At 73.0% G+C, this 24,667-nt stretch carries 19 protein-coding genes; 8 read left to right on the top strand and 11 right to left on the bottom strand.

Annotation, left to right across the window (positions count from 1 at the left end; all coding sequences use genetic code 11):
- Nucleotides 1–813 precede the first annotated feature (813 nt).
- Entirely contained in the window at nucleotides 814–2,154 is a 1,341-nt protein-coding gene (locus ACZ6RT_RS05095) for an aspartyl protease family protein (RefSeq protein ID WP_470152288.1), read from the top strand.
- A gap of 424 nt (nucleotides 2,155–2,578) precedes the next feature.
- Here the strand turns inward: ACZ6RT_RS05095 and ACZ6RT_RS05090 are convergent, their stop codons facing one another.
- Nucleotides 2,579–3,514: an isopenicillin N synthase family dioxygenase gene (locus ACZ6RT_RS05090; protein ID WP_470152287.1), complete on the bottom strand. Its 936-nt coding sequence runs from the start codon at nucleotides 3,512–3,514 to the stop codon at nucleotides 2,579–2,581.
- A gap of 377 nt (nucleotides 3,515–3,891) precedes the next feature.
- Nucleotides 3,892–4,347, bottom strand: coding sequence for a hypothetical protein (locus ACZ6RT_RS05085; RefSeq protein WP_470152286.1), 456 nt, complete (start codon nucleotides 4,345–4,347; stop codon nucleotides 3,892–3,894).
- Nucleotides 4,348–4,885: 538 nt separating this feature from the next.
- Between ACZ6RT_RS05085 and ACZ6RT_RS05080 the strand changes: the two genes are divergently transcribed.
- Nucleotides 4,886–8,521 (top strand): tetratricopeptide repeat protein, encoded by a 3,636-nt coding sequence (locus tag ACZ6RT_RS05080; RefSeq protein ID WP_470152285.1) that lies wholly within the window; start codon nucleotides 4,886–4,888, stop codon nucleotides 8,519–8,521.
- Nucleotides 8,522–8,550: 29 nt separating this feature from the next.
- On the opposite strand, the gene pdxR is transcribed toward ACZ6RT_RS05080, so the two are convergent.
- Nucleotides 8,551–9,933, bottom strand: a complete 1,383-nt coding sequence (gene pdxR, locus ACZ6RT_RS05075; protein ID WP_470152284.1) for a MocR-like pyridoxine biosynthesis transcription factor PdxR — start codon at nucleotides 9,931–9,933, stop codon at nucleotides 8,551–8,553.
- Nucleotides 9,934–9,979: 46 nt separating this feature from the next.
- On the opposite strand from pdxR, the gene ACZ6RT_RS05070 reads away from it, so the two are divergent.
- Together ACZ6RT_RS05070 and ACZ6RT_RS05065 are read left to right on the top strand one after the other, a co-directional pair.
- Nucleotides 9,980–11,122 (top strand): MFS transporter, encoded by a 1,143-nt coding sequence (locus ACZ6RT_RS05070; RefSeq protein WP_399185156.1) that lies wholly within the window; start codon nucleotides 9,980–9,982, stop codon nucleotides 11,120–11,122.
- Nucleotides 11,119–11,691 (top strand): dihydrofolate reductase family protein, encoded by a 573-nt coding sequence (locus ACZ6RT_RS05065; protein ID WP_470152283.1) that lies wholly within the window; start codon nucleotides 11,119–11,121, stop codon nucleotides 11,689–11,691. Before ACZ6RT_RS05070 ends, ACZ6RT_RS05065 begins: the two co-directional genes overlap by 4 nt.
- A 134-nt stretch (nucleotides 11,692–11,825) precedes the next feature.
- Here the strand turns inward: ACZ6RT_RS05065 and ACZ6RT_RS05060 are convergent, their stop codons facing one another.
- Nucleotides 11,826–12,773, bottom strand: coding sequence for a helix-turn-helix domain-containing protein (locus ACZ6RT_RS05060; protein ID WP_470152282.1), 948 nt, complete (start codon nucleotides 12,771–12,773; stop codon nucleotides 11,826–11,828).
- Nucleotides 12,774–12,874: 101 nt separating this feature from the next.
- Here ACZ6RT_RS05060 and ACZ6RT_RS05055 point away from each other — a divergent pair, with 101 nt between their 5' ends.
- Nucleotides 12,875–13,906, top strand: a complete 1,032-nt coding sequence (locus tag ACZ6RT_RS05055; protein WP_399185159.1) for a saccharopine dehydrogenase family protein — start codon at nucleotides 12,875–12,877, stop codon at nucleotides 13,904–13,906.
- A gap of 49 nt (nucleotides 13,907–13,955) precedes the next feature.
- Here ACZ6RT_RS05055 and ACZ6RT_RS05050 read toward each other — a convergent pair whose 3' ends face one another.
- The 7 genes from ACZ6RT_RS05050 to ACZ6RT_RS05020 form a co-directional block, all read right to left on the bottom strand.
- A complete protein-coding gene (locus ACZ6RT_RS05050) occupies nucleotides 13,956–15,014 on the bottom strand; it encodes a VWA domain-containing protein (RefSeq protein ID WP_470152281.1) in 1,059 nt (352 codons plus the stop codon).
- Nucleotides 15,015–15,965, bottom strand: coding sequence for a VWA domain-containing protein (locus ACZ6RT_RS05045; protein WP_470152280.1), 951 nt, complete (start codon nucleotides 15,963–15,965; stop codon nucleotides 15,015–15,017).
- A complete protein-coding gene (locus tag ACZ6RT_RS05040) occupies nucleotides 15,962–16,093 on the bottom strand; it encodes a hypothetical protein (protein ID WP_470152279.1) in 132 nt (43 codons plus the stop codon). Before ACZ6RT_RS05040 ends, ACZ6RT_RS05045 begins: the two co-directional genes overlap by 4 nt.
- Nucleotides 16,090–17,082 (bottom strand): DUF58 domain-containing protein, encoded by a 993-nt coding sequence (locus ACZ6RT_RS05035; protein WP_470152278.1) that lies wholly within the window; start codon nucleotides 17,080–17,082, stop codon nucleotides 16,090–16,092. The genes ACZ6RT_RS05040 and ACZ6RT_RS05035 overlap by 4 nt, the downstream gene beginning before the upstream one ends.
- Before the next feature lie 5 nt (nucleotides 17,083–17,087).
- Nucleotides 17,088–18,077, bottom strand: a complete 990-nt coding sequence (locus tag ACZ6RT_RS05030) for an AAA family ATPase (RefSeq protein WP_399185164.1) — start codon at nucleotides 18,075–18,077, stop codon at nucleotides 17,088–17,090.
- Between the two features lie 50 nt (nucleotides 18,078–18,127).
- Nucleotides 18,128–18,973, bottom strand: a complete 846-nt coding sequence (locus ACZ6RT_RS05025) for a S1C family serine protease (RefSeq protein ID WP_470152277.1) — start codon at nucleotides 18,971–18,973, stop codon at nucleotides 18,128–18,130.
- Between the two features lie 195 nt (nucleotides 18,974–19,168).
- Entirely contained in the window at nucleotides 19,169–19,759 is a 591-nt protein-coding gene (locus ACZ6RT_RS05020) for a hypothetical protein (RefSeq protein ID WP_470152276.1), read from the bottom strand.
- Nucleotides 19,760–19,908: 149 nt separating this feature from the next.
- On the opposite strand from ACZ6RT_RS05020, the gene ACZ6RT_RS05015 reads away from it, so the two are divergent.
- The 3 genes from ACZ6RT_RS05015 (at nucleotide 19,909) to ACZ6RT_RS05005 (ending at nucleotide 23,040) form a co-directional block, all read left to right on the top strand.
- On the top strand, nucleotides 19,909–20,991 hold the full coding sequence (locus ACZ6RT_RS05015) for an RDD family protein (protein ID WP_470152275.1): 1,083 nt from the start codon (nucleotides 19,909–19,911) through the stop codon (nucleotides 20,989–20,991).
- Between the two features lie 136 nt (nucleotides 20,992–21,127).
- A complete protein-coding gene (locus tag ACZ6RT_RS05010; RefSeq protein WP_470152274.1) occupies nucleotides 21,128–22,207 on the top strand; it encodes an ATP-binding cassette domain-containing protein in 1,080 nt (359 codons plus the stop codon).
- Nucleotides 22,204–23,040, top strand: coding sequence for an ABC transporter permease (locus ACZ6RT_RS05005; protein WP_399185167.1), 837 nt, complete (start codon nucleotides 22,204–22,206; stop codon nucleotides 23,038–23,040). The genes ACZ6RT_RS05010 and ACZ6RT_RS05005 overlap by 4 nt, the downstream gene beginning before the upstream one ends.
- The last annotated feature ends 1,627 nt before the right edge of the window (nucleotides 23,041–24,667 follow it).

The following is a 24,667-nucleotide window of genomic DNA, read 5'->3' as shown; positions in this document are numbered from 1 at the left end:
GCGGCTTCCTCCAGGTCCGTGTCTGCGGATGCCTGAATCACAGTACTCATCAGGTGTATCTCCTTGATCAGGAGTTACACCGAAAACCGTACAGTCCCCGTCGGCCCCAAGCGCCTGGGCGTACCATCGCGCCGCGGCTGAGGCGTCAGACACGGCGAGCATCAGCGAAATCACTGGAGGGTGGGCGTCAGCTGCCATCGGGTGTCCTGTCTTTGCCTGAAGGCGCTTGATCACGCCAGTCGAGTTTGACACGGTTCGATCCACTTGTGCAGCAGGACGCCGAGTCCCGTTGAGCCGGCTTGGCTGAAACGGGCCATTAGCTGTTGATCGCCCGGCGGGGACAGGCACCGCGCGGCCGTACCGTCGTCCGGTGCCGGGTATGCGCGTCGGCCGGCGCATGCCGTGGTCTCTCGACGGCCACCACCGCCGACGCGGCCGTGACACGACCATGACACGGCACGGACGGGGCGGGGACACGGCTCGGAGACAGTGGGTGGCGTCGACGGGCGAGCCGCGGGCCGGTCCCCGAGGGGGCGGCGAGACCCGGCGGCGTGTCGCGAGTGTTGCCGATCAGAGATGACCCGGCCGTCCAGACGGCCTCGGCGCGGAGCACGGCCACCGATCCGGGGGCGCCCGGATCGGGCCGTGCGGTGAGGTGAGGCCCGCGTGGCTCCGGCGACTCGGCGTCGTCCTCGTCAACCAGGGCGAGGTGAATCGACCTGGGCGAGCAGGGCGAGGTGGACAGGCCGGAGCCGCTGTGCGCGTCCACCGGGCGGAACGTCACGGTGAAGATGATCACGAATAGGAGAAGGCATGGCTGATGACAGGCAATGGGACCGGCGTTCGCTGTTGCGGGGCGCCGCCGTGCTGGCCGGTACGGCCGCGACGGTGCCGCTGCTCGGCAAGGCGGCCACGGCGGTGACCGGCGGCGGTGACACCGACGCGTTGTTCAAGCCCGACGGCGGTGACGCGGACGCGTTGTTCAAGGCCGGGAGGTTCGAGCAGGCCGGCCGCGCGTACGAGGAGATCCTGAGAAAGGACCCCGGGAACGTGCACGCGGCTCGCCAGCGCGGTTACGTGGGGCTGCTGGCCAACCGGTTCCCCGACGCCGAGAAGTACCTCAAGCTGGCCGTCGAGCTGGCACCCGGGGACAAGCAGGCCAACCGGCTGCTGGCCGACTGCTACATCCGGCAGGACAAGCTCTCCCTCTCGGCACCGCACTGGCGAGTCGCCGGCGAGGAGAGTTACGCCAAATGGTTCGCGGCGTTCTCCGGCGAGCCGTACCAGGTCCACGGCGGCACCGCGCAGCTGCCCTGGAAGCAGATGGACCCGGAACCGCTGGTGGAGGCCTCGGTCAACGGCGGATCGCCGAAGCGCTTCACGTTCTACACCGGCGCCCCGTCGCTGCAGGTGTCGGCGAAGGTGGTCAAGGAGGCCGGGCTGAGCCCTGTCGTCAGCGAGAAGATGGATTTCCTGGACGGCGTCGTATGGGCACACTACGGGGTCCTGGACTCGTTCAGGCTGGGCGGCATCGAACTGCGCAACGTCCCCGTGAGCTGGTCGACGGCGGAGTCGGGCGGAGAGGTCAGCACCGACAACGACGGCATGATCGGCATGTGGGTCTTCTACCACCTGCTGACCACCTTCGACTACGCGGGCCGGCAGCTGATCCTGCGGCGCCGGACCCTCGAAACGGCAGGTAAGGCACGCGCCGCCGCCAAACGGGCGGGTGCCGATCCCTTGCCGATGTGGATGGCCCGCGAGCACGGGCTCCACAGCAGGGGCGGCATCGCCGGTGCCGCCGGCTCCGGCACGGGGGTGGTGGGGGTGCTCTTCGGCGGACACAGCGAGGTCGCCGGGATCGTGAAGAAGGAGACGGCCAAGCAGTTGCGGGTCCGCGTCGACCGCGATCGCCCGGTCGAGACCTTTGCCGGCAGCCACCCGGCCGTCGCCTACCCCTGCTACCCGAAGGAGATGCGCCTCGGCGACGTCGCCGCCGACGACATCTACTGCTTCACGAACCCGGACGCGCCGCTCGCCCCCGACGGGTTCGACGTGCCGGCCGTCTTCTTCCACAGCTTCCACAAGCCCAACACCATCACCCTCGACTTCACCGACATGAAGCTCTACGTCACCCGAGGGCAGGCCGCCTGACCACCGCGGCCGCAGGGGCGTCGCGGGAGCCGGACCCGTGAAGGACCCCGTCACCCCGGATGGCCGGGCGTCCGCCGGTGCCGCGAGCGGAAACGTCGGCCGGGTCGCCGGTCAGGCTCGGATGCGAGAGGGCGTCCGCCCCGGTGACGCCCTCTCCCTGCGGATCCGGGCACGTTCACGGCGCCGGCCGGTCGGCCTCCCAGGGAGACGGGCATCGGCCGGCCGGCCTCCCAGGGTGACGGGCATCGGCGTTGCGACGGCGCGGGCAGGTGCGCGGAGCCCGGATCCGGACCGGGAGCCGGCATGGCGGAGTCGGCGATCGTGAACTGCCGTGGCGGCCTGAAGCGCGTCTCGTGCGGTCCTCGTCGGCCGACGACAGGCCGGAGACCGCGCGCTCGGCCGCGCTCCGGGCCGGATCTCCCCCTCAGATCTCGGCGGCCAACTCGGGGAAGACCTTGGCGACCTTGGCCGTCAGGTAGTCGCCGTACGTGCCGGAGAAGGCTCTGAGGTCTTGGCCGTCCCAGCGCGGGCGGTCCTCGCGGCCGGGGACCGACGGGAGGGGCGGGACCTCGTCGTGCCAGCCGGGGTCGAAGAAGAACGGGAACGACAGGCGGTCGCGGCCGGAGGCGTTGCGGACGCGGTGCGGCGTGGAGCGGTAGTGGCCCGCGGTCAGCCTGTCGAGCATGTCGCCGATGTTGCACACGAACGTGCCGGGGATCGGCGGGGCGTCGATCCAGCCGTCGCGGGTACGGACCTTGAGGCCGGCGTTGTCGTCCTGGAGCAGAAGGGTCAGCAGTCCGTAGTCGGTGTGCTCGCCGACGCCCCACTCCTCGGCGGCGCCCGTGCCGGGCGGATAGTGGAAGATCCGGAACAGGATCGTCGGGTCTTTGGTGTACCCGTCGGCGAAGTAGCGCTCGGGCAGGCCGAGGCTCAGCGCGATGCCGCCCATCACCCGCTGCGCCGTCGCGGTCATGACGTCGAGGTACGTCAGGACGGCCGCGCGCAGCTCGGGGACGTCGGCGTCGGGGAACAGGTTGCGGCCCCTGAGCGGGGTGCCGTCGGGCTCGGCCTCGGCGCCGAAGTAGACGCCCTCCTTCAGGTCGGGGCGGCCCGAGGTGAGCTCGCCGCCGACGGGGAAGAAGCCGCGCCAGGCCCGGCCGCCGCGCGCCATCGCGATCTGGAGCTTTCGCTCCTCGGGCAGCGCGAAGAAGCGGCGCGCGGCCGCGTCCAGCTCGCCGATCAGGCTTCCGGGGACGCCGTGGCCGCTGACGTAGAAGAAGCCGCTGTCGACGCACGCGGCCTCGATCCGGGCAGGGACGTCGGGGCCCGACAGGTCGACGACCGGCAGTTCTCTCGTCATACAGGCATTGTGCCGTCTTCGTCCCACAGGTGTTCGAGCCGCCGGTGGGCGCGGACCCCGGCTCATGTGGGCCGCCCCCGAATGCTTTGCCCGCGCCCCTGCGCGCGGCCGGGACGGGGTGCGCCCGGCGGTCGCGTACGGCCCGCCGCCCCCGCGGTCCGGCGTGCTCGGGGCGTCTTCTCGTCGTTGCCTCCCGTCCTGTCGCGGTGGACGGCGTGGCCGGCGGCCCGTACGGCTGGAGAGTCCAGGACGTATCCGTGGTAGGCACCGAGGCCCATGCGCCAGGCGGTGACCGATCCGTCTCGCTCTGACCGGGGAGCTCCTGCTTGCGGCGGCCCGTACCCGTCCCGCGCGGATCAGGGACCGTGACCCGATGATCAGGTGTCGTACGAGCCGTCCCAGGGTTCGTAGAAGCCGATGGTGTTCGGGTGGAGCTCGGCGTTTTCGACGCCTTCGAAGGTCTCGACGACGAGGCCGAAGAGCACTCCGTCGGCGTCGTGCCGGAAGGGGCGGACGGCGATGTCGCCGAAGCGGAGGCCGGGGAGCGCGCCGAGCCATTCGTTCAACAGGTCGCGTGCGGCGGTGACGACGGCCCAGTGATCATCATCGGTCCCGGTGCGCTCGATGCGGGAGCCGAGGTGGTGGCCGGCGGCGTCGAAGGTGTGCAGGACGGCGTACCAGCGTTTGTGCGCCTGCCGGTCGTCGGTGTGCGTGTACCCCTCTGGGAAGGCGGCGACGACGGAGCCGAGGAACTGCCCGCCCTCCCAGTGGCCGATGTCGCCGGTGTGGTAGTCGGGCTCGTAGCCGATGGGGATGATCTCGGGAACCGTCATGAGCGGGAGAGTAGCGACCGGGTCCGACAGAGCCTTCGCGCCGTGCGTGACCTCGCTGACGGAGGTGCCGGCGGCGCCGGATCGCCGTCGGCCCGACCACGTGGCCGACGGTGATTCATCCGAGGTTGTTCGAGCACGTCGTACACCCGGTGACGGCGGCCGGGCGGAGATTCCCCTCGGACCCGAACAGGGCTGTCATCGCCGATGCGACAGTGACGGCCTTTCTCCGGTGGCACCGGTCGAGGCGGACCGCCGTCTTCGCTCGGTCGCGGTCACTGGTCGTCCCTTTCGAACGAAGTGGAGCGTCCATTATCGCCTTCGGACCACGGCTTTTCGCCGAGCCGGGCGTACGGGGCCCGACGGCCGGAGACCGGACATCACCTGCACGACGTACCTGCGCCGATGCCGCTCAAAGATGCCACTCAAAGAGGGATATATCGCTATAAGTCGCTTACTGCTACAGAAATCCCGATGCCTTAAACGATGGTGACGCAGTAGTTTGGCGAATTGACGGGGATCATGTCTCGGGGGAGGCGCCATGACGCTGGGTGAAATGCTGCTCGCGTACCGGAAGAGATCCGGCGTCACCCAGCGGGAACTGGCCGATCGTGCCGGTGTCGGCATCCGGACGCTGCGCGACATCGAACAGGGCGCGGTCCAGCGCCCCCATGCCCGATCCGTGCGCAGGCTGATGGAGGCGGCCGGCCTGTCCGTCGCCGACCTCGACCTGCTCCGGGAAACCGGCGACGGCCGGCCGCGGCACCCCAGGGACCCGGTGCTGCGGATCGACCTTCTGGGGCCGCTGGCGGTTCGCGTGCACGGGCGCGCCGCCGACCTGAAGCCTCCCATGCAGCGCCGCCTCCTGGGCCTGCTCACGCTTCAGGCCAACCGCGTCGTCACCCAGCCGGAGATCGTCGACTTCCTCTGGGGAGAGGAGATCCCCGCCACCTACGCGAATCTGGTGCACACCCATGTGTCGCGCCTGCGGAGGTTCCTCGACGGTGGCGGCGCGGGCGAGGGGCCGATCAGCCGTACCGGCGCGGGCTATCGCCTCACCCTGGGGGACGGGCAGAGCGATCTGCTGGACTTCGCCGACCTGACGGCACGGGCGGCGGCCCATCGTGACGCGGGCAGGACCGAGGACGCCGAACAGGCCTACGAGCAGGCATTGTCGTTATGGCGGGGGCGACCGCTGGCCGACCTCGCCCCGCACGCGCTCCACCACCCGGTCGTCGTCGCCGTGTCCCAGCAACGTCTCGCCGCGGTCCTGGACCACGCCGATCTGGCCCTGGGACGAGGACACCATCAGGCCGCGCTGGAACGGCTGCGTGAAGTCCTCCCCGCCGAACCGTTGCACGAGGGGCTGAACGCGCGGATCGTACTGGCGCTGGCCGCGTCCGGGCAGCGGGCCGCGGCGCTGCGCTTCTTCGACGACCTCCGTGATCGGCTCAGGGACGACCTCGGCATCGAACCGAGCCCCGAGCTGCAGGACGCCCGCGCAAGGGCCCTCGGCCGGGAAGCCGCGGCGGACAGGCCCGTTCCCCTGCCGTCGGGCCCCCGCCCCGATGTCCCTTTCGGCCTCCGCCCCGACACCTCGTCGGGCTCCCGCTCCGACACCCCTCCGGGCTCCCGCTCCGACACCTCGTCGGGCTCCTGCCTCGATGCCCCTTCCGGCCTCCGCCCCGACGCCGTTCCCGCCGAGCTCCCCGCCGACATCGCCACCTTCACCGGCCGCGAGCGGCAGATCAGGCAGCTGAACGCCTACCTGACCACCGCGGACGCCCACCCCACCGCGGCCAGGCTGTCGGTGATCAGCGGTACGGCCGGCGTCGGCAAGACCTCGCTCGCCGTGCACTGGTCCCACCGCGTGCGCCACCGCTTCCCCGACGGCCAGCTCTTCTACGACCTGCACGGCTACTCCGACAGTGCCGCCAAGACGGCCGCCGACGCTTTGGGCAGCTTCCTGACGTCCCTCGGAGTGTCACCGGCGAGCGTCCCGCTCGACGTCGACGCCCGGATCTCCCTGTTCCGCACCATGACGGCGGATCGCCGGCTGCTGCTGGTGCTCGACAACGCGACCGATCCCGACCAGGTCCGTCCGCTCCTTCCGGCCAACCGCGACAGCGCGGTCGTCGTCACCAGCCGCAACGACCTGTCCGGCCTGAAGGTCCACCACGACGCTCTGATCGTGGAGCTGGACGTGCTCAACGACGAGGAAGGCGTGGCCCTGCTGACCCGGCTGCTCGGCGCGAGCACCCACGAGGCGTCGCCGGATCTGCTGGGCGAACTCGCCCTGCTGTGCGCCCATCTGCCGCTCGCGTTGCGGATCGCGGCGGCGAACATCAGCCGGGGGGCCTACGGCACGGTGCGGGAGTACCTCACGGCGCTCCGTGCCGGTGACCGGATGGCCGGACTGGCGATCGACGACACCGGGAGCACGGCGGTGGAGGCGGCGTTCGCCCTCTCCTACGCCGCGCTGCCGCCGCGGGCGGCTCGGCTGTTCCGGCTGCTCGGTCTCGTCCCCGGGGTGGATTTCACCCTCGACGCGGCCGCGGCCCTCACGGGGTCCTCCCCGGCCGAGACCAGGCAGGAGCTCACCCGGCTGGCCACCGCACACCTGGTCGACCAGTACGAGCCCGGCCGCTACCGCTTCCACGACCTGTTGCGGTTGTACGCGGCAGAACGCGCCGTCGAGGACGAGCGCCCGGAGGACGTCGCGAAGGCCAGGCAGCGCCTCTACGACTGGTACCTGCTGAACGTCCGGGCCGCCGTGGGGCAGAGCCACGCCCACTGGGTCAAGCTCCCGCCGGGTGCGATGTCCGAGGGGGTGACGCTCACCTCGTTCGCCGACCCGGCCTCGGCCTCCGCGTGGCTGGCCGCCGAACATCGCAACCTCGTCGCCGCCGTCCACCAGGCGGCCCGATCCGGTCCCCGGCGGTCCACCTGGCTCCTCACCGACGCGATGCGCAGCCATTTCTGGGCCAGCGGGAGCACGAGCGACTGGCTCTCCTGCGCGCAGGCGGCCGTGACGGTCGCGGAGGAGGAGGGAGACGTGCCGGGCCTGGCCGCGGCCATGCTGGCCCTGGCGAACGCGCACGCGTTCCAGGTACGGCCTGACGCGCTCTCGCTGCTCGACCGTGCTCGCTCACTGGCCGAGCAGGGCGGGTGGACGGAGGGCGCCGCCGCCATCCGGAACAACCTCGCCGCCTACTACCTGCGCGCCGGGCGGCTGGACGACGCGGCCCGTTGCCTGGTGGAGGGCATCGCGCTGGACGAGGAGGCCGGCCGGTCGGGCATGCAGGGCATCAAGCACATCAACCTCTCGCAGGTCTACGTGCAGATGGGCCGGCTGGAGTCCGCGCTCGGCCACCTCGACCGGGGCCTTGAGCTCCACCCCGACACGGACGGCATGACCGCGCTCAACCTCGGTGAGGTCTGCCATCTGCTGGGAAGGTTCGACGACGCGCTCCGGCACCTCCATCGGGCGCACTCCCTGTCGAAGGAGGCCGGATCCCACGCCGTCGAGCTGCACTGCCTGGCCTACCTCGCCGACGTCCACTGCGACCTGGGCCGGTACGAGGCGGCGCTGGCCTACGGGGAACGAGCGCTGCGACGCAGCCGCGACATCGCGGACCGCTACTTCGAGTCGCTCGCGCACATCGCGCTGGGCAGGCTCAGCCACACCTCCGGCCGTCACGTCCAGGCCGCCGAGCACCATCGCCGGGCGGTGGAACTGGCCGGTGACACCCACGTGTTCGAGAAGACCATCGCTCTCGTCGGGCTGGCGAACGCGACCCGCGAGCTCGACATGACCGAGGCCCTCTCCTTCGCCGAGCAGGCCCTGCGGATCGCCCGCGAGCGATCCTTCCGCCTGCTGGAGGGGCTCGCCCGCACCGCCCTCGCCGACATCGCGCTGGCCGCGGGGGACCCCTCCGAGGCGGTACGGCAGGCCCTGCCGGCCCTGGAGATCCACCGTGACACCGGCCATCGGCTGGGCGAGGCCCGCGTCCTTCGCACGCTCGGTGAGGCAACCTCCGACGCCGACGCCTACAGGAACCGGAGCATGCGGTTGTTCCATGAGCTGGGCAGCGCCGAGGCCGCCCGGCGCGAGCCCGGGAAGCGGAGGACGGCAGGTACGCCGCCGCGTCGAGGAACGCCAGGCGCGACGCGGTGACCGGCGCCGGCCGCGTCCCGGAGAGGAACTCAGCCGCCGATCAGGTCGGCGACGGCGGCGACACCCTCGGAGACGGCGTCGGGGGTCAGGTTCCCGAACCCCAGGACGAGCCGGGGAGGACCGCCCCGGACCCGGTAAGGGCCCATGCCGTACAGGCCGACCCCCCGGCCCAGAGCCGTGGCGACGACGGAACGCTCGTCGGTTCCGGCGGGCAGCGGGACGACCGCGTGGAACCCGGCGGCGAGGCCGAGGAGTTCCACCCCGGGCGCGTGGTGCGCCAGGGCGCCCACGAGGGCCGCACGGCGAGCCGCGTACCGCTGCCGCATCCGGCGAAGGTGCCGGTCGTACTGCCCGTCGCGGACGAGGCTCGCCAGGGCCAGCTGGTCGAAGCCCGGAGAACCCAGATCCGCGAGCCGCTTGTTCCGCGCGACCGCCGCGGACAACCGGGGCGGGGCGACGACCCAGCCCAGCCGCAACGCCGGCGAGAGCGACTTGCTCACCGAACCCAGCAGCGCGACCCGGTCGGGAGCGAGCCCCTGCAGCGCCCCGACCGGCTCCCGGTCGTACCGGAACTCCGCGTCGTAGTCGTCCTCGACGATCGTCGCGTCACGGGAGGCCGCCCAGGTGATCAGGGCCTGCCGCCGGTCGGGCGCGAGGACCACGCCGGTCGGTGACTGGTGCGCGGGCGTGAGGACCACGGCGCGCGCACCGGTGGCGGCCAGGGCGTCGACGTCCATGCCGTGTTCGTCCACCGGGACGGGGACCACCTCCAGCCCGAGCATGCCCGCGATCGCGCGGTGGTCCGGGTCGCCGGGATCCTCGAAGGCCACGGCCCGTACGTCGCCCAGCGAGCGCAGGACCAGCTGCAGGCCCTGCGTGTAGCCCGCGCTGACGATCGTGTGGGCCGGGTCGGCGGCGGCACCCCTGACCCGCCGCAGGTAGGCGGCGAGGACCTCGCGAAGCACCGGGCTGCCGTGCGGGGGCGAGTAGCCGAGCTCCTCGGCGGAGGCCTCCCGGCAGGCCCGGCGAAGAGCCCGGCTCCACTGCTCGCGGGGGAAGCTCCCCAGGTCGGGAACGCCGGGACGGAAGTCGACGCGGATCGGGGGCGGCGGCGCCGGCCGGGCGGGAGCCGCCGGGGACGCGTGCCCGGTGGCGGCGACCCGGGTACCGGAGCCGGGGCGGGTGACCAGGTAGCCCTCGGCGTGCAGCTGCGCGTACGTCTCGGTGACCAGGCCGCGCGAGACGCCGAGCGCGCGGGCCAGCGCGCGGGAGGAGGGCAGCCGCTCGCCCGCGGCCAACCGGCCGGTGCGGATGCCCTCGCGCAGGGCCAGTTCGAGCTGTACGCGCAACGGCCTGTCCCGGTCCAGCGGGACGAGCAGTTCGGGACCGGAACCGGTCCACTCGACGGGCATCGAACTGGACCTCCTTTCCGGACCGGTCGGATTCTAGGCTCACGGCATGAGCAACGTCGAGGCGCCGCGGCAGCCGATCGTCACCCGCCCGATCGCCATGCTCCTCATCTTCTCCGTCGGCGCCATGTCGGCCTTCTACCTGCTGATGCCCGTCGTCCCGCTGTACGCGGCGGGCATCGGCGCGGACGACGTCGGCGCGGGCCTGGCCACCGGCACCCTGATGCTCGGGACGGTGCTCGCCGAGTTCGCGGTCGTGCGGCTGCTGGCCAGGCTCGGCCACCGCACGGTCGTCGGGCTGGGCCTGCTGCTCCTCGGGGTTCCCGCCCTCCTGCTCGCGGCCCATCCACCGCTCGTCGTCGTCCTGGTCGTCTGCCTGTTCAGGGGCGCCGGACTGGGAATCGTGGTCGTGTGCGGTGCCGCGCTGATCGGTGACCTCGTCCCGGCCGAGCGCAGAGGCGAAGGACTGGGCCTGTACGGCCTCGCGGTCGGGGTTCCGTCGATCGCCTGCCTGCCGGCCGGGCTCTGGCTGCAGGAGCGGTTCGGCTTCACCCCGGTGTTCCTCCTCGGTGCGGGGCTGGCCCTGCTCGTGCCGGTCGCGGTCCTCGGCCTGCCCGCCAGGGGCACGCGGCAGGAACACCACGGCGGCGTTCTTGCGGCTCTCCGTGACACCGACCTGGTCAGGCCCGCGTACATCTTCGCCACCATCACGATGGCGAGCGGAATCCTGCTGACCTTCCTGCCGCTGGCTGCGGGCTCGGCCGCGACGGCCCTGCTCGTGCAGTCCTGCGTGACCCCCCTGGCCCGCTGGTGCGCGGGCTGGTTCGGGGACAGGTACGACCAGGGTGTCCTTCTCCTGCCGTCGGTCCTGTCGGCCGCCGTCGGCGTCTCCCTGATGGTCCTCGTCCCGCACCAGGGGGCCCTGCTCGCCGGAACGGCCCTGTTCGGGATCGGTTTCGGCGCGGCCCAGAACGTCACGCTGTCGCTGATGTTCGCGCGGGCCTCCCGCGCGAACTTCGGCCAGGTCAGCGTCGTGTGGAACCTGGCCTACGACGCCGGGATCGGGATCGGCGCCCTCGGGTTCGGCCTGCTGGTCCACCCGCTCGGCTACCCGGCGGCCTTCGCCCTCACGGCCGCCGTCCTGTTCGTCTCGCTCGTCCCCGCCCTCAACGACAGGAAGAAGACCCGATGACCGTCATCATGCAGTCCTCGATCTCGTTGGACGGCTTCAGCGCCGGCCCCCGGATCAGCCGCGACCGTCCGCTGGGCGAGGGCGGCGAGCGCCTCCACACGTGGATGCCGGACGAGCCCGAGCTGACGGCCGCGCTGTCCGCGGAGTCCGGCGCGACGATCATCGGCCGGCGCATGTACGACGTCGGGGTCGACCTGTGGAAGGACGTCCCCTTCCCCGGCCGCTGTTTCGTGCTCACCCACGAGGTCCGCGCGGATCGACGGATGCCGAGCGGCTCGTTCACCTTCGTCGGCGACGGCCCGCGAAGCGCGCTCGACCAGGCCCGGGCCGCCGCCGGGGACAGGCCCGTCGTCGTGCTCGGCGGCGCCGAGGTCTGTCGGCAGTTCCTCAGGGCCGGTCTGATCGACGAGATCCGGCTCCAGCTGGTGCCGGTCCTGTTCGGCGCGGGGACCAGGCTGTTCGACGACCTGGAACCCCGCCGGGTCGAACTGCGGCCGCTCGACACGATCACCTCGGGGAACGGGGACGTCGTCCATCTGCGCTACCGGGTCGTCCGGGGGACCTCCTGAAACTCGCGGCGCGTCCGGTGGCGGAGGCGGCCGCGACGCGCCACTGGGCCCCGACCTCCCCCTCGGTCACTGCCGGCCACCTCTGAGCGTGCACCGCCGCCCCCTCCCCTCGGTGGTCCGGGGTCGCCGTGCCGTCACGGCCGGAACGTGCGGCGGTAGGCGTCCGGTGGTACGCCGACCGTGCGGTGGAAGTGGCGGCGCAGCGTCGTCGCCGTGCCCATGCCCGCGGCCGAGGCGATGGTCTCGACGCTGTCGTCCGTGGTCTCCAGCAGCTCCTGCGCGCGGCGGATCCGCTGCGTCAGCAGCCACCGCAGCGGGGTCGTGCCGGTGAACGAGTGGAAGTGGCGGGCCAGGTGGCGCGAGCTCATGTTCGCCCGGCGGGCCATGTCCTCCACGGTGATCGGCCGGTCCAGCCGCCGCATCACCCAGGTGAGCAGCTCGGCCAGGGGGTGGCCGTCCCGGGCGGGCACCGGTGTGGTGACGAACTGGGCCTGGCCGCCGGCCCGGTGGGGCGGCACGACCAGGCGGCGGGCCACCACGTTGGCGATCGCCGAGCCGTGGTCGCGGCGGACCAGGTGCAGGCACAGGTCCATCGCCGCGGCCTTGCCCGCGGACGTGAGCACGCTGCCGTTGTCGACGTAGAGCACGTCCGGGTCGACCTCCACCCGGGGGTGGCGCGCGGCCAGGTCGTCGGTGTGCGCCCAGTGCGTGGTCGCGCGCAGCCCGTCCAGCAGGCCCGCGGCGGCGAGCACGAACGCGCCCGTGCACAGGGAGACCACCCGCGCGCCCGACGCGTGGGCCGCGCGCACCGCCTCGACCAGCTCGGCGGGCGGGTCCTCGTCGACGTCCGCCAAGGCGGGGACGATCACGGTGCCGGCCCGCGTCAGCCGGTCGAGCCCGTGATCCGGCTCCAGCAGGAACCGGCCGATCCGGACGGCGTGCGTGCCGCACACGTCGACGTCGTACCAGGGGCCGGGCACGGCGTCCGGGGCGGAGTCGAAGACCTCGTAGGCCAGGGCCAGCTCGAAGTGCAGCATTCCCTCGGTGGCGGCGATCGCGACGGAGCGCGGGACAGGGGCCATGTCGGAAATTGTACGGGACGTGTCATTCCGGACACTGGGCGCCGGTGGGCCGGAAGGACAGGATCGATCCCGTGAAGCACTTCGAGCACGCGGGGGCAGGCATGGGATCAGGTCCGATCGTGGCGGTGTTCGGCGCCTACGGGCACACCGGGCGGTTCGTGGTCGCGGAGTCGATCGAGCGCGGGCACGTCCCGCTGCTCCTCGGCCGCGACCGGGAGAAACTGGCGGCACTGGCGAAGGCCCGTCCCGGGTTCGAGGCGCGGCAGGCGTCGGCCGACGACCCGGCCTCGCTCGACCGTGCGCTGGACGGCGCGGCCGCCGTGATCAACTGTGCCGGGCCCTTCGCCTCGACCGCCGCCCCGGTGATCGAGGCGGCGCTGCGGGCCGGCATCCCGTACGTCGACGTGGCGGCCGAGATCGAGGCGAACGCCGACACGTTCGCGCACTTCGCGGAGCGCGCCCGTGCCGCGGGCACCGTGGTGGTCCCGGCGATGGCCTTCTACGGCGGCCTCGGCGACCTGCTGGTCACCACCGCGATGGGCGATCGGACGTCGGCGGACGAGGCGCACATCGCCTACGGCCTGAGCGGCTGGCACCCCACCGGGGGAACGCTCGCCGCGGGCGCGGTCTCGACGCGGCGGCGGGGCGGCCGGCGGGTCCGCTTCACCGGCGGGCGGCTGGAGTACCACGATGACGCCCTGCCGACCCTGGAGTGGCCGTTCCCGGCCCCGCTCGGCCCCCAGAGCGTGATCGGGGAGTTCACCATGGCCGACGTCGTCACCGTTCCCAGCCACCTGGACATCCCGGAGGTGCGCACCTACATGACCGCCAGGGCTGCCGCGGACCTGTCGGCTCCCGGCGCCTCGGCACCGACCGCCGTCGACGAGCGCGGACGCTCAGCGCAGACCTTCGTCGTCGACGTCCTCGTCCGCTCCGGCGACACGGAACGCCGCGTGACCGCCGCCGGTCAGGACATCTACGCCGTCAGCGCGCCGCTCGCGGTGGAGGCCGTCGACCGCATCCTCACCGGCCGGACCAGGACCGTCGGCGTCGCCTCCGCGGGCGCGGTCTTCGACGCGCCGGACTTCCTGCGCGCCCTGTCCTCGCACCTCTCGCTGCACGTGCACGGCTGAGTCGTACGTCCCGGCCCGGCACGCGCGACCGGGTGGCCGCGCGGGCGCGTCAGCGGGCCGGGGTCCGGGGGCGGTTCCACCACAGGGACACCGACAGGGCCGCGGCGACGAGGACACCGCCGCCGGCGGCGAAGGCCGCGGAGGCGTCGACCCGCTGCTGGACGACGGTGAAGCTGCCGGGCAGGGCGTCGAGGGCGTTCTGGAGCTGGCCGGCGTTCTCGGCGCGGTGGTAGGAGCCGCCGGTGGCCTGGGCCATCTGCTTGAGCGCGGGCTCGTCGATGGTGCGGGGGCTGCGGCCCCTGTCGAACCCGCCCCGGCCACCGGAGCCGCCCCAGCGGCCGAAGCCCTGGCCGTCGAACTGCGAGTTCTCGCAGACCATCGGGGCCGGTTCGGTGGTGCCGAAACCGATGGGGAAGACACGGACGCGGCGCAGGGCCGCCTCCCGGGCGGCGACCTTGGGGTCGACGCCCTGGGTGTTGGCGCCGTCGGTGAGCACGACGATCGCGGCACCGGCGTAGCCCGCCCCGCCCACGGGGTTCGGGTCCGCCCCGGTGGGGGCGACCGACGGGTCGGCCTCCGCGATCGCGTCGATCGAGGTGAGCACGGCCTGCCCGATCGCGGTACCGCGGGACACGGTGAGGCCGTCCAGCGCCTTGACCAGCGCGTCGGTGTCGTCGGTGGGCGGGACGAGCAGGCCCGCGCTGCCCGCGAAGGTGACCAGGCCGATGCGCGGCCCGCCCCGCTGCGACTCGATGAACTCGGCGGCGGCCTTCCGCGCGGCGGTGAGACGGTTGGGGTCGACGTCCGTGGAGCACATGGAGCCGGAGGTGTCGAGCGCGAGCAGGATCGTCACCGACGTCTGCGGTACCGGGACCGACGCCTGTGGCCGCGCGGCCCCGACCCCGAGCAGCGCGAGCCCGGCCAGGAACAGTGCCGTGGGGATCTTCCGGGTCCAGCGCGTACGGCCGGGCAGGGCGCTGCGCACGAGCGCGATCGAGGTGACGCGCACGGCGGCCCGCCGGCGACGGCGCCGCGCCCACTCGCGGAGGGCGAGGATCAGCGGGACGACCAGGAGGGACAGCAGTGCCCACGGCCATGAGAAGGACATTCAGATCACCCGTCCGGACCGGAGCACGGTGAGCGCCGCGCCCGCGGTGAGCAGCGCGAGGGCGAGCCCGGTCAGCCCGCCGGCGAGGGGCAGCGGCTCGTCGGAGACGGTGAGCCGCAGGTCGATCGTGTCGGCGATCCCGTCGAGCCGCGCCGCGTCGGAGGCGGGGTGGTAGGTGCCGCCGGTGGTCTGCGCGATCGAGGTGAGGGTGCCCTCCTCGAGCGAGGTCTGCAGGTGGTAGCCGTCGACCTTCACCGTCGCCCCGGCCGTGGTGCCGACCCCGACGGTGTGGACGTGGACGCCCGCCCGCTGGGCCACGGTGGCGGCCTGTTCGATGTCCGCGCCCTGGTTCTGCCCGTCGGAGAACATCACGATCGTCGCGGACGGCCAGTAGCCGATGTCGGGCGCGGTGCCGTCGCGGCCGACGGCGACCTGCCTGCCGGTGATCGCCGACAGGGAGGCCGTGATGGCCGTGCCCAGCGAGGTGCCACCGGTGATCCTCAGCCGGTCGATGGCCTTGAGCGCGACGGAGTGGTCGGCGTCGGGCCGCGCGGTGGTGAGCGCGCCCCGCTCGAACGCGACGACCCCGATGTCGACGCTGTCGGGCTGCGCCGTCACGAACGCGCGGGCAGCCCGCTGCGCGGCCGCCAGCCGGGTGGGCGCGACGTCGTCGGCACCCATGCTGTTGGAGACGTCCATGGCCAGGACGACGGTCCCCGCGGTCCGCGGGACCGGCACCATGGCCGCCGGTCCGGCGACGGCGACCGCGAGCATCGCGACGCCGGCGATCGTCAGGCCCACCCCGAGGTACGCCCGGCGGCCGCCCGGCACGGCGACCCCGGCGGCGGTGAGGGCGGCCGTGCGGCGGCGCGCCGAGACGACGGCCGCCCAGGCGAGCGCGGCCGTGACGAGCAGCCCGACGGCGAGCAGCAGCGGGGAGGACAGGGTCACGGGGCCTCCCTCACCGGTCTCGTGCCCTGCGCGGCGACGTCGGCGACCTCGGTGACCCCGGTGGTCTCGACGACCTCGGTGGTCTCGACGACGTCGAGGACCCCGGCGGCCCCGGTGAACTCCGTCACCGCGACCGGTCCCGGGTCCGGGTGACGACCTCGACGAGCGCCTCGGCCAGATCGCGGTCGGTGTCGACGCGGTGGACGGGCACCCCGGCCCGGCGCATGCCCGCCTCGAGCCGGGCGTCGCGGGCGTCGACGGCGGCGCGGAAGCGGACCCGCAGCAGCGGGTCGGCGGAGTCGACGACGAGCTGCTCGCCGGTCTCGGCGTCCTCGACCACGATCAGCCCGGCCTCGGGCAGCACGTCGTCGGCCGTGTCCACGATCCGCAGGGCGACCACCTCGTGCCGCCGCGCCAGGCGCTGCAGCGAGCGCTCCCAGTCGCCGTCGCCGATGAAGTCCGACAGCACGACGATGAGCGCGCGGCGGCGCGCGAGCCGTCCGGCCGCGTCCAGCATCTCCGCCAGGTCGGTGGTGGTGCCGCGCGCCCCGGAGGTACGGCCGCCGCCCGCCCCGGAGCCGGCGCCGCGTGCTCCGAAGATACGGCCGCGTGCCCCGGAGGTACGGCCACCGCGTGCCCCGGAGCCGGCACCGGGCGACGTGGAGGTGCGTTCCAGCTCGGCGCCGATCCGCAGCGCGTGCCGCCGGGAGGTGCCGGGCGGCACGACGCGCGGCGTCCCGGTGTCGAACAGCAGGGCGCCGACGCGGTTGCCGCCCCGGCCGAACAACCGGGCGAGGGCGAGGGCGAGCTCGGCGAGCACGTCGTGCTTGCCGCGTCCCGGCCGGCCGGCCGCCATCGACGCCGACCGGTCGAGGACGAGCCACACCGTCAGCTCCCGGTCCTCGGTGAACACCCGCAGGTACGGCTCGTCCAGCCGTGCGGTCACGTTCCAGTCGATGTTCCGGGCGTCGTCGCCGTCGCCGTAGGCGCGCAACCCGGTGAAGTCGATCCCGGAGCCGCGGTGCGCGGTGCGGTGGGCGCCCTGGAGCCGGCCGTCGAGCCTGCGGACGACCTTCCACTCCAGGCGGAGCAGGAGCCTCTCGGAGGCGGTGGCCACGGCGCTCAGCGCTTCTGCAGGACGACGTCGGGCACCCGGACGGCCCCGAGCACCCCGGTGACGATCGTGTCGGCGTCGACGTCGTCCGCGAGGGCCTCGTAGGAGAGCACCAGACGGTGGCGCAGCACGTCGAGCGCGAGCTCGGACAGGTCGTGCGGCAGGACGTAGTCGCGGCCGCGCAGGAACGCCAGCGCCCGCGCGCCCGTGACGAGCGCGATGGACGCCCTCGGGCTGGCCCCGTGGGTGACGTACCGCTCCAGCTCGCCGAGCCCGGCCGTCGCCGGGGAGCGCGTCACGGAGACCAGCCGTACCGCGTAGTCGACGATCGCCGGATCGACGTAGACCTGCCGGGCGCGGTCCCGCATCGCCATCAGGTCCCCGGCCGTCACCATCGGCTGCGGCGGCTCGGGCGGGCGCAGCGCCCGCGTGACGATCGCCTGTTCCTCGGTCTGCGTCGGGTAGTCGACGATCACCTTCATCATGAAACGGTCGACCTGCGCCTCGGGCAGCGGGTAGGTGCCCTCCGACTCGATCGGGTTCTCCGTCGCCATGACCAGGAACGGCTCGGGCACCCGGAACGTCTCGCGGCCGATCGTCACCTGGTGCTCCTGCATCACCTCCAGCAGGGCGCTCTGCACCTTGGCGGGGGCGCGGTTGATCTCGTCGGCCAGCAGCAGGTTCGCGAACACCGGGCCGAGCTCGGTCCTGAACTCCCCGGAGTGCTGGTGGTAGACCCGCGTGCCCACGAGGTCGGCCGGCACCAGGTCGGGGGTGAACTGGACGCGCTGGAAGCTCCCGTCGATCGCGGCGGCCAGCGACCTCACCGCGAGGGTCTTGGCCAGTCCCGGCACGCCCTCGACGAGCAGGTGGCCGTCGGCGACCAGCGCGACGGCCATGCGCTCCAGCAGGACGTCCTGTCCGACGATGGTGCGTTTGACCTCGAAGAGCACGTGTTCGAGTGGATGGGCCGGATCGGGGGACGTGGTCGAGGTCATGTGGTGTTCCTTCTCGTGACGTCGTGACGTCGTGGCGTCGTGGCGCTTCGTCAGATCTGGGGTCCGTCGCCCGGTGGTCCGTCGCCGTCACCACCGCCCAGGGCCGCGCCGATCGGCACCGCGAACGCGATGCCCGCGAACGCCTCGTCGCCTCCCGGGTCGGCGATGGAGACGACGATCCCGATGACCAGGCCGCGGGCGTCCAGCAGGGGGCCGCCGGAGCTGCCCGGGTTCGCGGAGGCGTCGAACTGGATGAGCCCGCTCAGGCCGCGCCCCTTGTCGATGCGGGCGGCGCTCCGGTTCAGGCCGGACACGACGCCGGTGGAGACGCTGTAGGTCAGGCCCAGCGGGTTGCCGATCGCCACGACGGGCGCGCCCACGGCCGCGGCACCACCGAGCGTCGCCGGGACGAGGATCTCCGGCAGCTTCGCGGGCCGCAGGGTCGCGATGTCACGTTTCGGATCCGACGAGGCGACGACGGCCTTCGCCCGGGTGCCGTCGGCGAACGTCACGGTGACGTCCCCGTCGCCCTTGCCCGAGGCGCCCTTGCCGGGGGTGCCCTTGCCCGACGCGTCCTCGACGACGTGGTACGCCGTCAGGATCGTCCCGTCCTCGGCCGCGATCACCCCGGTCCCGAGCGACTTGCCGGCCTGGACGACCACCACCGACGGCCCGACCCTCCTGAAGACGTCGGGCACCGTGAGCGCCGCGCCGGGCGTCGGCGTCGCGCTCGCCACGGGTGCGGCCTCCCTGCCGTCCCCGCCACCGCTCCCCAGCCAGTACGCGAGCAGCGCCACGACGACGAGGACGCCACCCCCGGCGGCGAACCGCCGGGTCCGTCCGGCCACGGCTCCCCGAGCCTCGGCCGCCTCGGCCCCCTGCGGCGCACGCTCCATCACCCCATACTCATAGATTTAAGTTGAAAGTGCTACAAACTCCGCCTGGGAACTCCGTGAGAAGCCGCGGTCCCGTGCGCGCGACGGCCCCCTCGCCGGGCATCGGTGATCCGGTTCTCTCACGGACCGGGCGGTGTGCCCGTGCTCCGTGGCTCCTCGGGTCCCCGGCTCCCATGGCTCCCCGGTGTCGCGCGGCTATCCGGGCTCGCCGACGACGACGGCCGGATGAGGGCGTTCGAACCAGTCCTGGCCCAGGCGCGCACCGGTGTGGCCCTCCACGATGGCCATGGCCATGGCCTGCGAGGCCGGCCAGGGTGCGCCGACGACCGAGCCCAGGGCCGTCAGTTCGGCTTCGACGGCGGAGGGGTCGTCTCCCCTGACATAGGCGGGATCCAGGTGCGGGACCTCGGCCAGAACCCGCCCGTGCGCGGCGTGGATCAGCCGGGAGTTCCTCGTCACCTCCCACGCCAGATGCCAGACCCGCGCGTTCACGCTGAGCCGGCCGAGAGCGTCCGATTCCCAGACGTGGTTCTTCCCGAAGGTCTGGACGATCATCGTCGCGCTCCCCGTCCGTTCCAGCAGGGCGGCGCCCTCCTCGTACGCCTCCTCGTCGTCCATCTCGACCAACGGCGGCCGTTCACCGCCGACCAGGCGGGACACCGTCTCCTCCAGCGACAGCGGGCCGTCGACCGGCAGGACGGCGGTCCAGGCCAACCCCTCTCCCAGCCAGGCCGAACCCGCCCGGAGGACCGCCTCGTAGTGCCGCGTCAGATGCTGAAATTCCACGCCGTCCTCCGTCGAGGTCGTGAACATGACATCGGTCGCCGCGGACGGCACGTCCGTCGCCCGCGACGACCGGCCATCGCGGGCACCGGGCCCGTACGGCGTCGCCGGAGTGTCGGTAGGGTGTCGCTCCGCAGGGCGAAAGGATCATCGTGCCGCAGTTCTCCCGGTCGGCGTGGCCGGCGTGGTCGGCGTGGGGGGTGGCCGCGGCCGTCGCGGCCTTCCCGACCTGGGAGATGTGGCGCGAACGGCTCGATCTCGACAGGCTCGGGCGGGCCGATGGAGGGCCCGACCTGGTCTACGGGTACGTGTGCCTGTTCGACAGCGGAACGACGGCGTCCCCGCTCGCCCCGCTCCGCGCTGATCTCGAAGCGGTCGGGGAGATCACCCTGGGATGGGCGGTCCCGGCGCTGGTGATCCTCCTCGGCCTCCTCGTATGTCTTCGTCGCGGGGATCCCGGGGTGACGGGCCGGCGGGTGGCGGGCCTCATCGTCCTGGTCGCGGCCGTCGATCCTCTCGCGTCGTTGTACGGCTATCGGGGGATCTGCATGGAGACGATCCCGTTGTTCAGCGCCGCATGGTTCAGCGGGGCGGCCGAAGGGTGGGGGGTCACCCAGCTGTGCCTCCTGGCGGCCGCGGCGCTGGTGCTCGCCGCGTCGCGGATGATGCGGCCCGTCATCGCGGACGAGCCGGACGGTTCGCAGGCCGGGATGACGTGGCGCCGGCCGACGGCGGCCCTGGCCGACTATCTGATCGTCGCTTCGGTTCCCGGTGCCGTCATGGGACTGGCATGGCTCTCGACCGGCCTCAAGGCCGGTACCGGTTTCAGGATCGGTACGGGGGCCGGATTCCTGGAGCGGACCGAGGCGCTGGTCCTCCGGGGCGGCATGAAGCCCGCGACCCTGGTCGCCGTGGCAGGGCTGTTCCTCTACTTCTGGGTGCAGCACGCCCTGTGGGGGCGGACTCCCGGCAAGCGGCTGCTGGGCGTCCGCGTCGTCGCCGCGCGGACGGGCGGGCAACCGGGAGCGGGAAGGACGGCGCTTCGCACGCTGGCCTTCCCCATGCTCGTCCTCGTCCCCGTTGCCGGACTGTGGTGGCTTCTGGTGAACGGGTTGTGGACGCTCTTCGATCCGCAGGGCCGGGTTCTCCACGACCGCCTGCTGGGCACCGTGGTGGTGCGCGAGGGGAGCCACTTCCTGCCCGCGGGGACGCCGGCCCAGGTGGCCGACGTGTAGCCGTCACGGCCGGTGTCGATCATCCGGAAGCGATCGGGCCGGCCGGTCGGGCCGGCCCTCTGGGCGCGCAGCCTCCCGGCAACCGGTGAAACCCGGCCGAGGGCGTCGTGAAACCGGCGTCGCCGAGGGTGGGGCCATGAGCATCACAGAACTCGGACGTACCGGGGGCGGTCCGGCCCTCGGCGGAGACGACGGTCCGGCCGTACGCGCGGAAGGGCTGGTGAAGACGTTCGGCGGGCACCGTGCCGTCGACGGGATCGACCTGGAGGTACGCCCGGGGGAGATCTTCGGCGTCCTCGGCCCCAACGGTGCCGGCAAGACCACCATGCTGCGGATGCTGGCCACCCTGTTGAGGATCGACGCGGGCCGCGCCGAGATCTTCGGGATCGACGTGGCCGGAAACCCCCACGTGATCCGGCAGCTGGTCGGCGTCACCGGGCAGTACGCGTCGGTCGACGAGAACCTGACCGCCCGTGAGAACCTCTGGCTCTTCAGCCGCCTTCAGGGCGTCGCCGCGCCGCGCGCCCGGAGCGTCACCACGGACCTGCTGGGCCGCTTCGGCCTGGAGGAGGCCGCCGACCGGCCGATCTCGCAGTTCTCCGGCGGCATGCGCCGTCGCCTCGACCTGGCGGCCAGCCTGATCACCAGGCCACCGCTGATCTTCCTCGACGAGCCGACCACCGGTCTCGATCCGCGCACGCGCGGCCAGATGTGGGACACCATCCGCGACCTGGTCGCCGACGGCTGCACGGTGCTGCTGACCACGCAGTACCTGGACGAGGCCGACCAGCTCGCCGACCGCGTCGCCGTCATCGACCACGGCCGCAAGGTCGCCGAGGGCACCCCCGACGAGCTGAAGACCGCGGTCGGCGACTCCACCCTCCAGCTGCTGCTCGCCGAACCGGACGAGGTGCCCGCCGCGGTGGAGGTCGTGCGGCGCGTCCTGGGCTCCGACCCGGTCCTCAGCCCGGAGCGGGGCCGCCTCAACGTCGCCCTCGACCAGGCCGACCTGGCCGCGGACGTACTGATCGCGCTGCGCACCGCCGGGGTGTCGATCACCTCGGTGAGCGTGGCCAAACCCAGCCTGGACGAGGTCTTCCTCGCCCTCACCGGCCACGAGACCGGCGGCGCGACGGGTGGCCACGACACGGGCGGCCACGAGAGCGGCGACCACGAGAGCGGCGGTCGCGAGACCGGCACGAAGGAGAACCGATGAGCACCGTGATCGCACCCACCGGCCGGACGGTCCGCACCGCCGAACGCGTGGCGGCCGCCCGGCGGCGCGTCTCGCTCGGGGAGACCGTCGGCCAGACCCTGATGATGGCGTGGCGGGCGCTCAAGAAGATGCGCCGCAACCCCGAGCAGTTGTTCGACGTGGCACTGCAGCCGATCCTGTTCACCGCGATGTTCGCCTTCATCTTCGGCGGCGCCATAACCGGGGACGTGCAGAGCTACCTTCCGCTGATGATCCCCGGCATCCTCGCCCAGACCGTGCTGACGACGTGCATGGCCACGGGCACCCAGCTCCGCGAGGACCTGGAGAAGGGCGTCTTCGACCGGTTCAAGTCGCTGCCGATCGCCCGGATCGCGCCGCTCGCCGGCCCGATGGTGGCCGACCTGCTGCGCTACACGATCGCGGCCACCCTGACCTTCGGCATGGGCCTGGTGATGGGCTACCGCCCGGGCGGCGGGGCGGGCGGCGTGCTCGCCGCGATCCTGCTGGCGATCTTCACGGGCTGGTCGCTCGCGTGGGTCTTCACCTGGGTCGGCACGATCGCCCGGAGCGCCCAGGCCGTACAGGGCATCTCGATGATGATCCTGTTCCCGCTGACGTTCCTGTCGAACGCGTTCGTGCCCGTCGAGACCCTGCCCGGCTGGCTGGCCGCGTTCGTACGGGTCAACCCGGTCTCACACCTGGTCACGGCCGCGCGCGACCTCGCCAACAGGGGCGTCGTCAGCGGAGAGGTGGCCTGGACGCTCCTGGCGGGCCTGGTCGTCATCGCGGTCTTCGCGCCGCTGTCGGTGCGCAGCTACAAGCGGCACATGTGAGCTCTCCCCGTCACGGTCGCGGATCCGCTCGACGAGGCTCCGCGCCTCGCCGAGCAGGTCGGGGCCGCGCCGGTCGCCGTACCCGGCCCGCAGGACGGCCGTCATCCCGGGCGCGGCCCGCTCCGCGTACGGCTCGATCCGCCCGAAGGTCATGCTGGGCAGGCTGCCGTGGTACGCGAACCGCTCGGCCAGCACCAGCAGCCTGATCGCGTCGCCCGGGGCCACGGCCCCGCGCAGCAGCCCCCAGGAACCGAGCGCGAACAGCATCGAGCCGCACAGCGGGTAGTCCAGGACCGGGTTCTCCGCGGCCAGCAGGTCGCAGTCCCCGACGGCGGCGAACAGCTCCTCACCGTACCGGACGTCCTGCTGCGAGGCGTGGTGCGCGTACGCCGTCAGGGCGACCGACATCGCGGCGACCGACCACGGTGTGAGCTCCGTGCCCGGCACCCCCGGCAGGCGCAGGGCGTGCGCCCGCTGGACGGCCAGGCGGTACTGCGCGAGCGCGGCGGCCGTCTCGCCGCGGGCGAGGGCGATCTCGGCCGCGCACAGCGAGCCGGTCGCCACCCCGCTGAGCACCGCCTCGTTGTCGTTGATCCGGGTGATCTCGGCGAGCTCGGTCTCGGCCGCGTCGAGGTCGCCGTCGGCGAGCGCGGAGACCAGCAGCACCGAGCGGAGCTGGGTCTCGTCGTCGCCGGCGCCAAGCCGGCTCAGCACCGGGACGGCGGTCCGCGCGTGCCCGACCGCCCGGCGGCGGTCGCCGACCTGCATGCTCAGGTGGGCCAGTATGGCGTGCGTGATCGCCGCGGCCCACGGTCCCTCGTCCTCGCGGAGCATCGTCAGCGTCCGCTCGGCGGCCTCGATCGCCCCGGTCACGTCCCCCGCGTTCTCCAGGACGTGGATGCTCATCTGCGTCGCCGCGACGGCCACGTCGTGGTCGGGACTCCGGCGCAGCTCCGCCAGCCGCCGGCGCATGCCGTCGCGGCCGGCCTCGTCGCACGCGAGCAGCACCGTGGCCATCGCCACCACGCGGGAGTTCATCGTGTCGTCGACGGGCAGTGCCCGCAGCAGGTCGTACAGCGGACCGGCACGGCGGTCGGTGGCGATCGCGATGTTCATGAGCGTGACCACCGCGGCGACCCTGGCCGGCTGGACGAGGTGCGGCGGCGGCGTCCAGCCGGTGACCACCTCGGTGATCGCGTCCTGGTGGACGAGGATGCGGGAGTGGTCGCCGCGGACCGACCACAGCGCGCCGACACCGGTCAGCAGCTGCACCGTCGTGGCCGGATCGGTCTCGCCGAGGGCCTGGCGGAGCAGGTCGGCGAGGTTGCCCTCCTCGGCGCCCAACGCGTCGGCCGCCGCGAACTGCGCCGGGCCGAACAGCTCGAAGGCGTGTCCGAGGGCGTACGACGTCGCCCAGGCCCGCTGCGCCCGCCGGGCGGCCTCCTTCTCCCCGGCCTGTTCCAGCCGCATCCGCCCGAACTCCCTGACGGTCTCCAGCATCCGGTAACGCAGTCCGTACGCCGTCTCGCGGACGCTCAGCATCGACTGCTCGGTCAGCGCGTCCACGGCGCGCAGCGCGTCCGGGCCGAGGACGTGCTCGGCCGCGGCCAGCGTGAAACCGTCGCCG

It is taken from the genome of Streptosporangium sp. NPDC050148 (genome assembly GCF_055586505.1).
This window is presented reverse-complemented; position numbering and strand designations above follow the sequence as displayed.

What these genes read in the sequence shown, in the direction of transcription:
- ACZ6RT_RS05095 (WP_470152288.1), top strand. Translation starts at nt 814, where the DNA reads ATGGCTGATGACAGGCAATGGGACCGGCGTTCGCTGTTGCGGGGCGCC.
- ACZ6RT_RS05090 (WP_470152287.1), bottom strand. Translation starts at nt 3,514, where the DNA reads ATGACGAGAGAACTGCCGGTCGTCGACCTGTCGGGCCCCGACGTCCCT.
- ACZ6RT_RS05085 (WP_470152286.1), bottom strand. Translation starts at nt 4,347, where the DNA reads ATGACGGTTCCCGAGATCATCCCCATCGGCTACGAGCCCGACTACCAC.
- ACZ6RT_RS05080 (WP_470152285.1), top strand. Translation starts at nt 4,886, where the DNA reads ATGACGCTGGGTGAAATGCTGCTCGCGTACCGGAAGAGATCCGGCGTC.
- pdxR (WP_470152284.1), bottom strand. Translation starts at nt 9,933, where the DNA reads ATGCCCGTCGAGTGGACCGGTTCCGGTCCCGAACTGCTCGTCCCGCTG.
- ACZ6RT_RS05070 (WP_399185156.1), top strand. Translation starts at nt 9,980, where the DNA reads ATGAGCAACGTCGAGGCGCCGCGGCAGCCGATCGTCACCCGCCCGATC.
- ACZ6RT_RS05065 (WP_470152283.1), top strand. Translation starts at nt 11,119, where the DNA reads ATGACCGTCATCATGCAGTCCTCGATCTCGTTGGACGGCTTCAGCGCC.
- ACZ6RT_RS05060 (WP_470152282.1), bottom strand. Translation starts at nt 12,773, where the DNA reads ATGGCCCCTGTCCCGCGCTCCGTCGCGATCGCCGCCACCGAGGGAATG.
- ACZ6RT_RS05055 (WP_399185159.1), top strand. Translation starts at nt 12,875, where the DNA reads ATGGGATCAGGTCCGATCGTGGCGGTGTTCGGCGCCTACGGGCACACC.
- ACZ6RT_RS05050 (WP_470152281.1), bottom strand. Translation starts at nt 15,014, where the DNA reads ATGTCCTTCTCATGGCCGTGGGCACTGCTGTCCCTCCTGGTCGTCCCG.
- ACZ6RT_RS05030 (WP_399185164.1), bottom strand. Translation starts at nt 18,077, where the DNA reads ATGACCTCGACCACGTCCCCCGATCCGGCCCATCCACTCGAACACGTG.
- ACZ6RT_RS05025 (WP_470152277.1), bottom strand. Translation starts at nt 18,973, where the DNA reads ATGGAGCGTGCGCCGCAGGGGGCCGAGGCGGCCGAGGCTCGGGGAGCC.
- ACZ6RT_RS05010 (WP_470152274.1), top strand. Translation starts at nt 21,128, where the DNA reads ATGAGCATCACAGAACTCGGACGTACCGGGGGCGGTCCGGCCCTCGGC.
- ACZ6RT_RS05005 (WP_399185167.1), top strand. Translation starts at nt 22,204, where the DNA reads ATGAGCACCGTGATCGCACCCACCGGCCGGACGGTCCGCACCGCCGAA.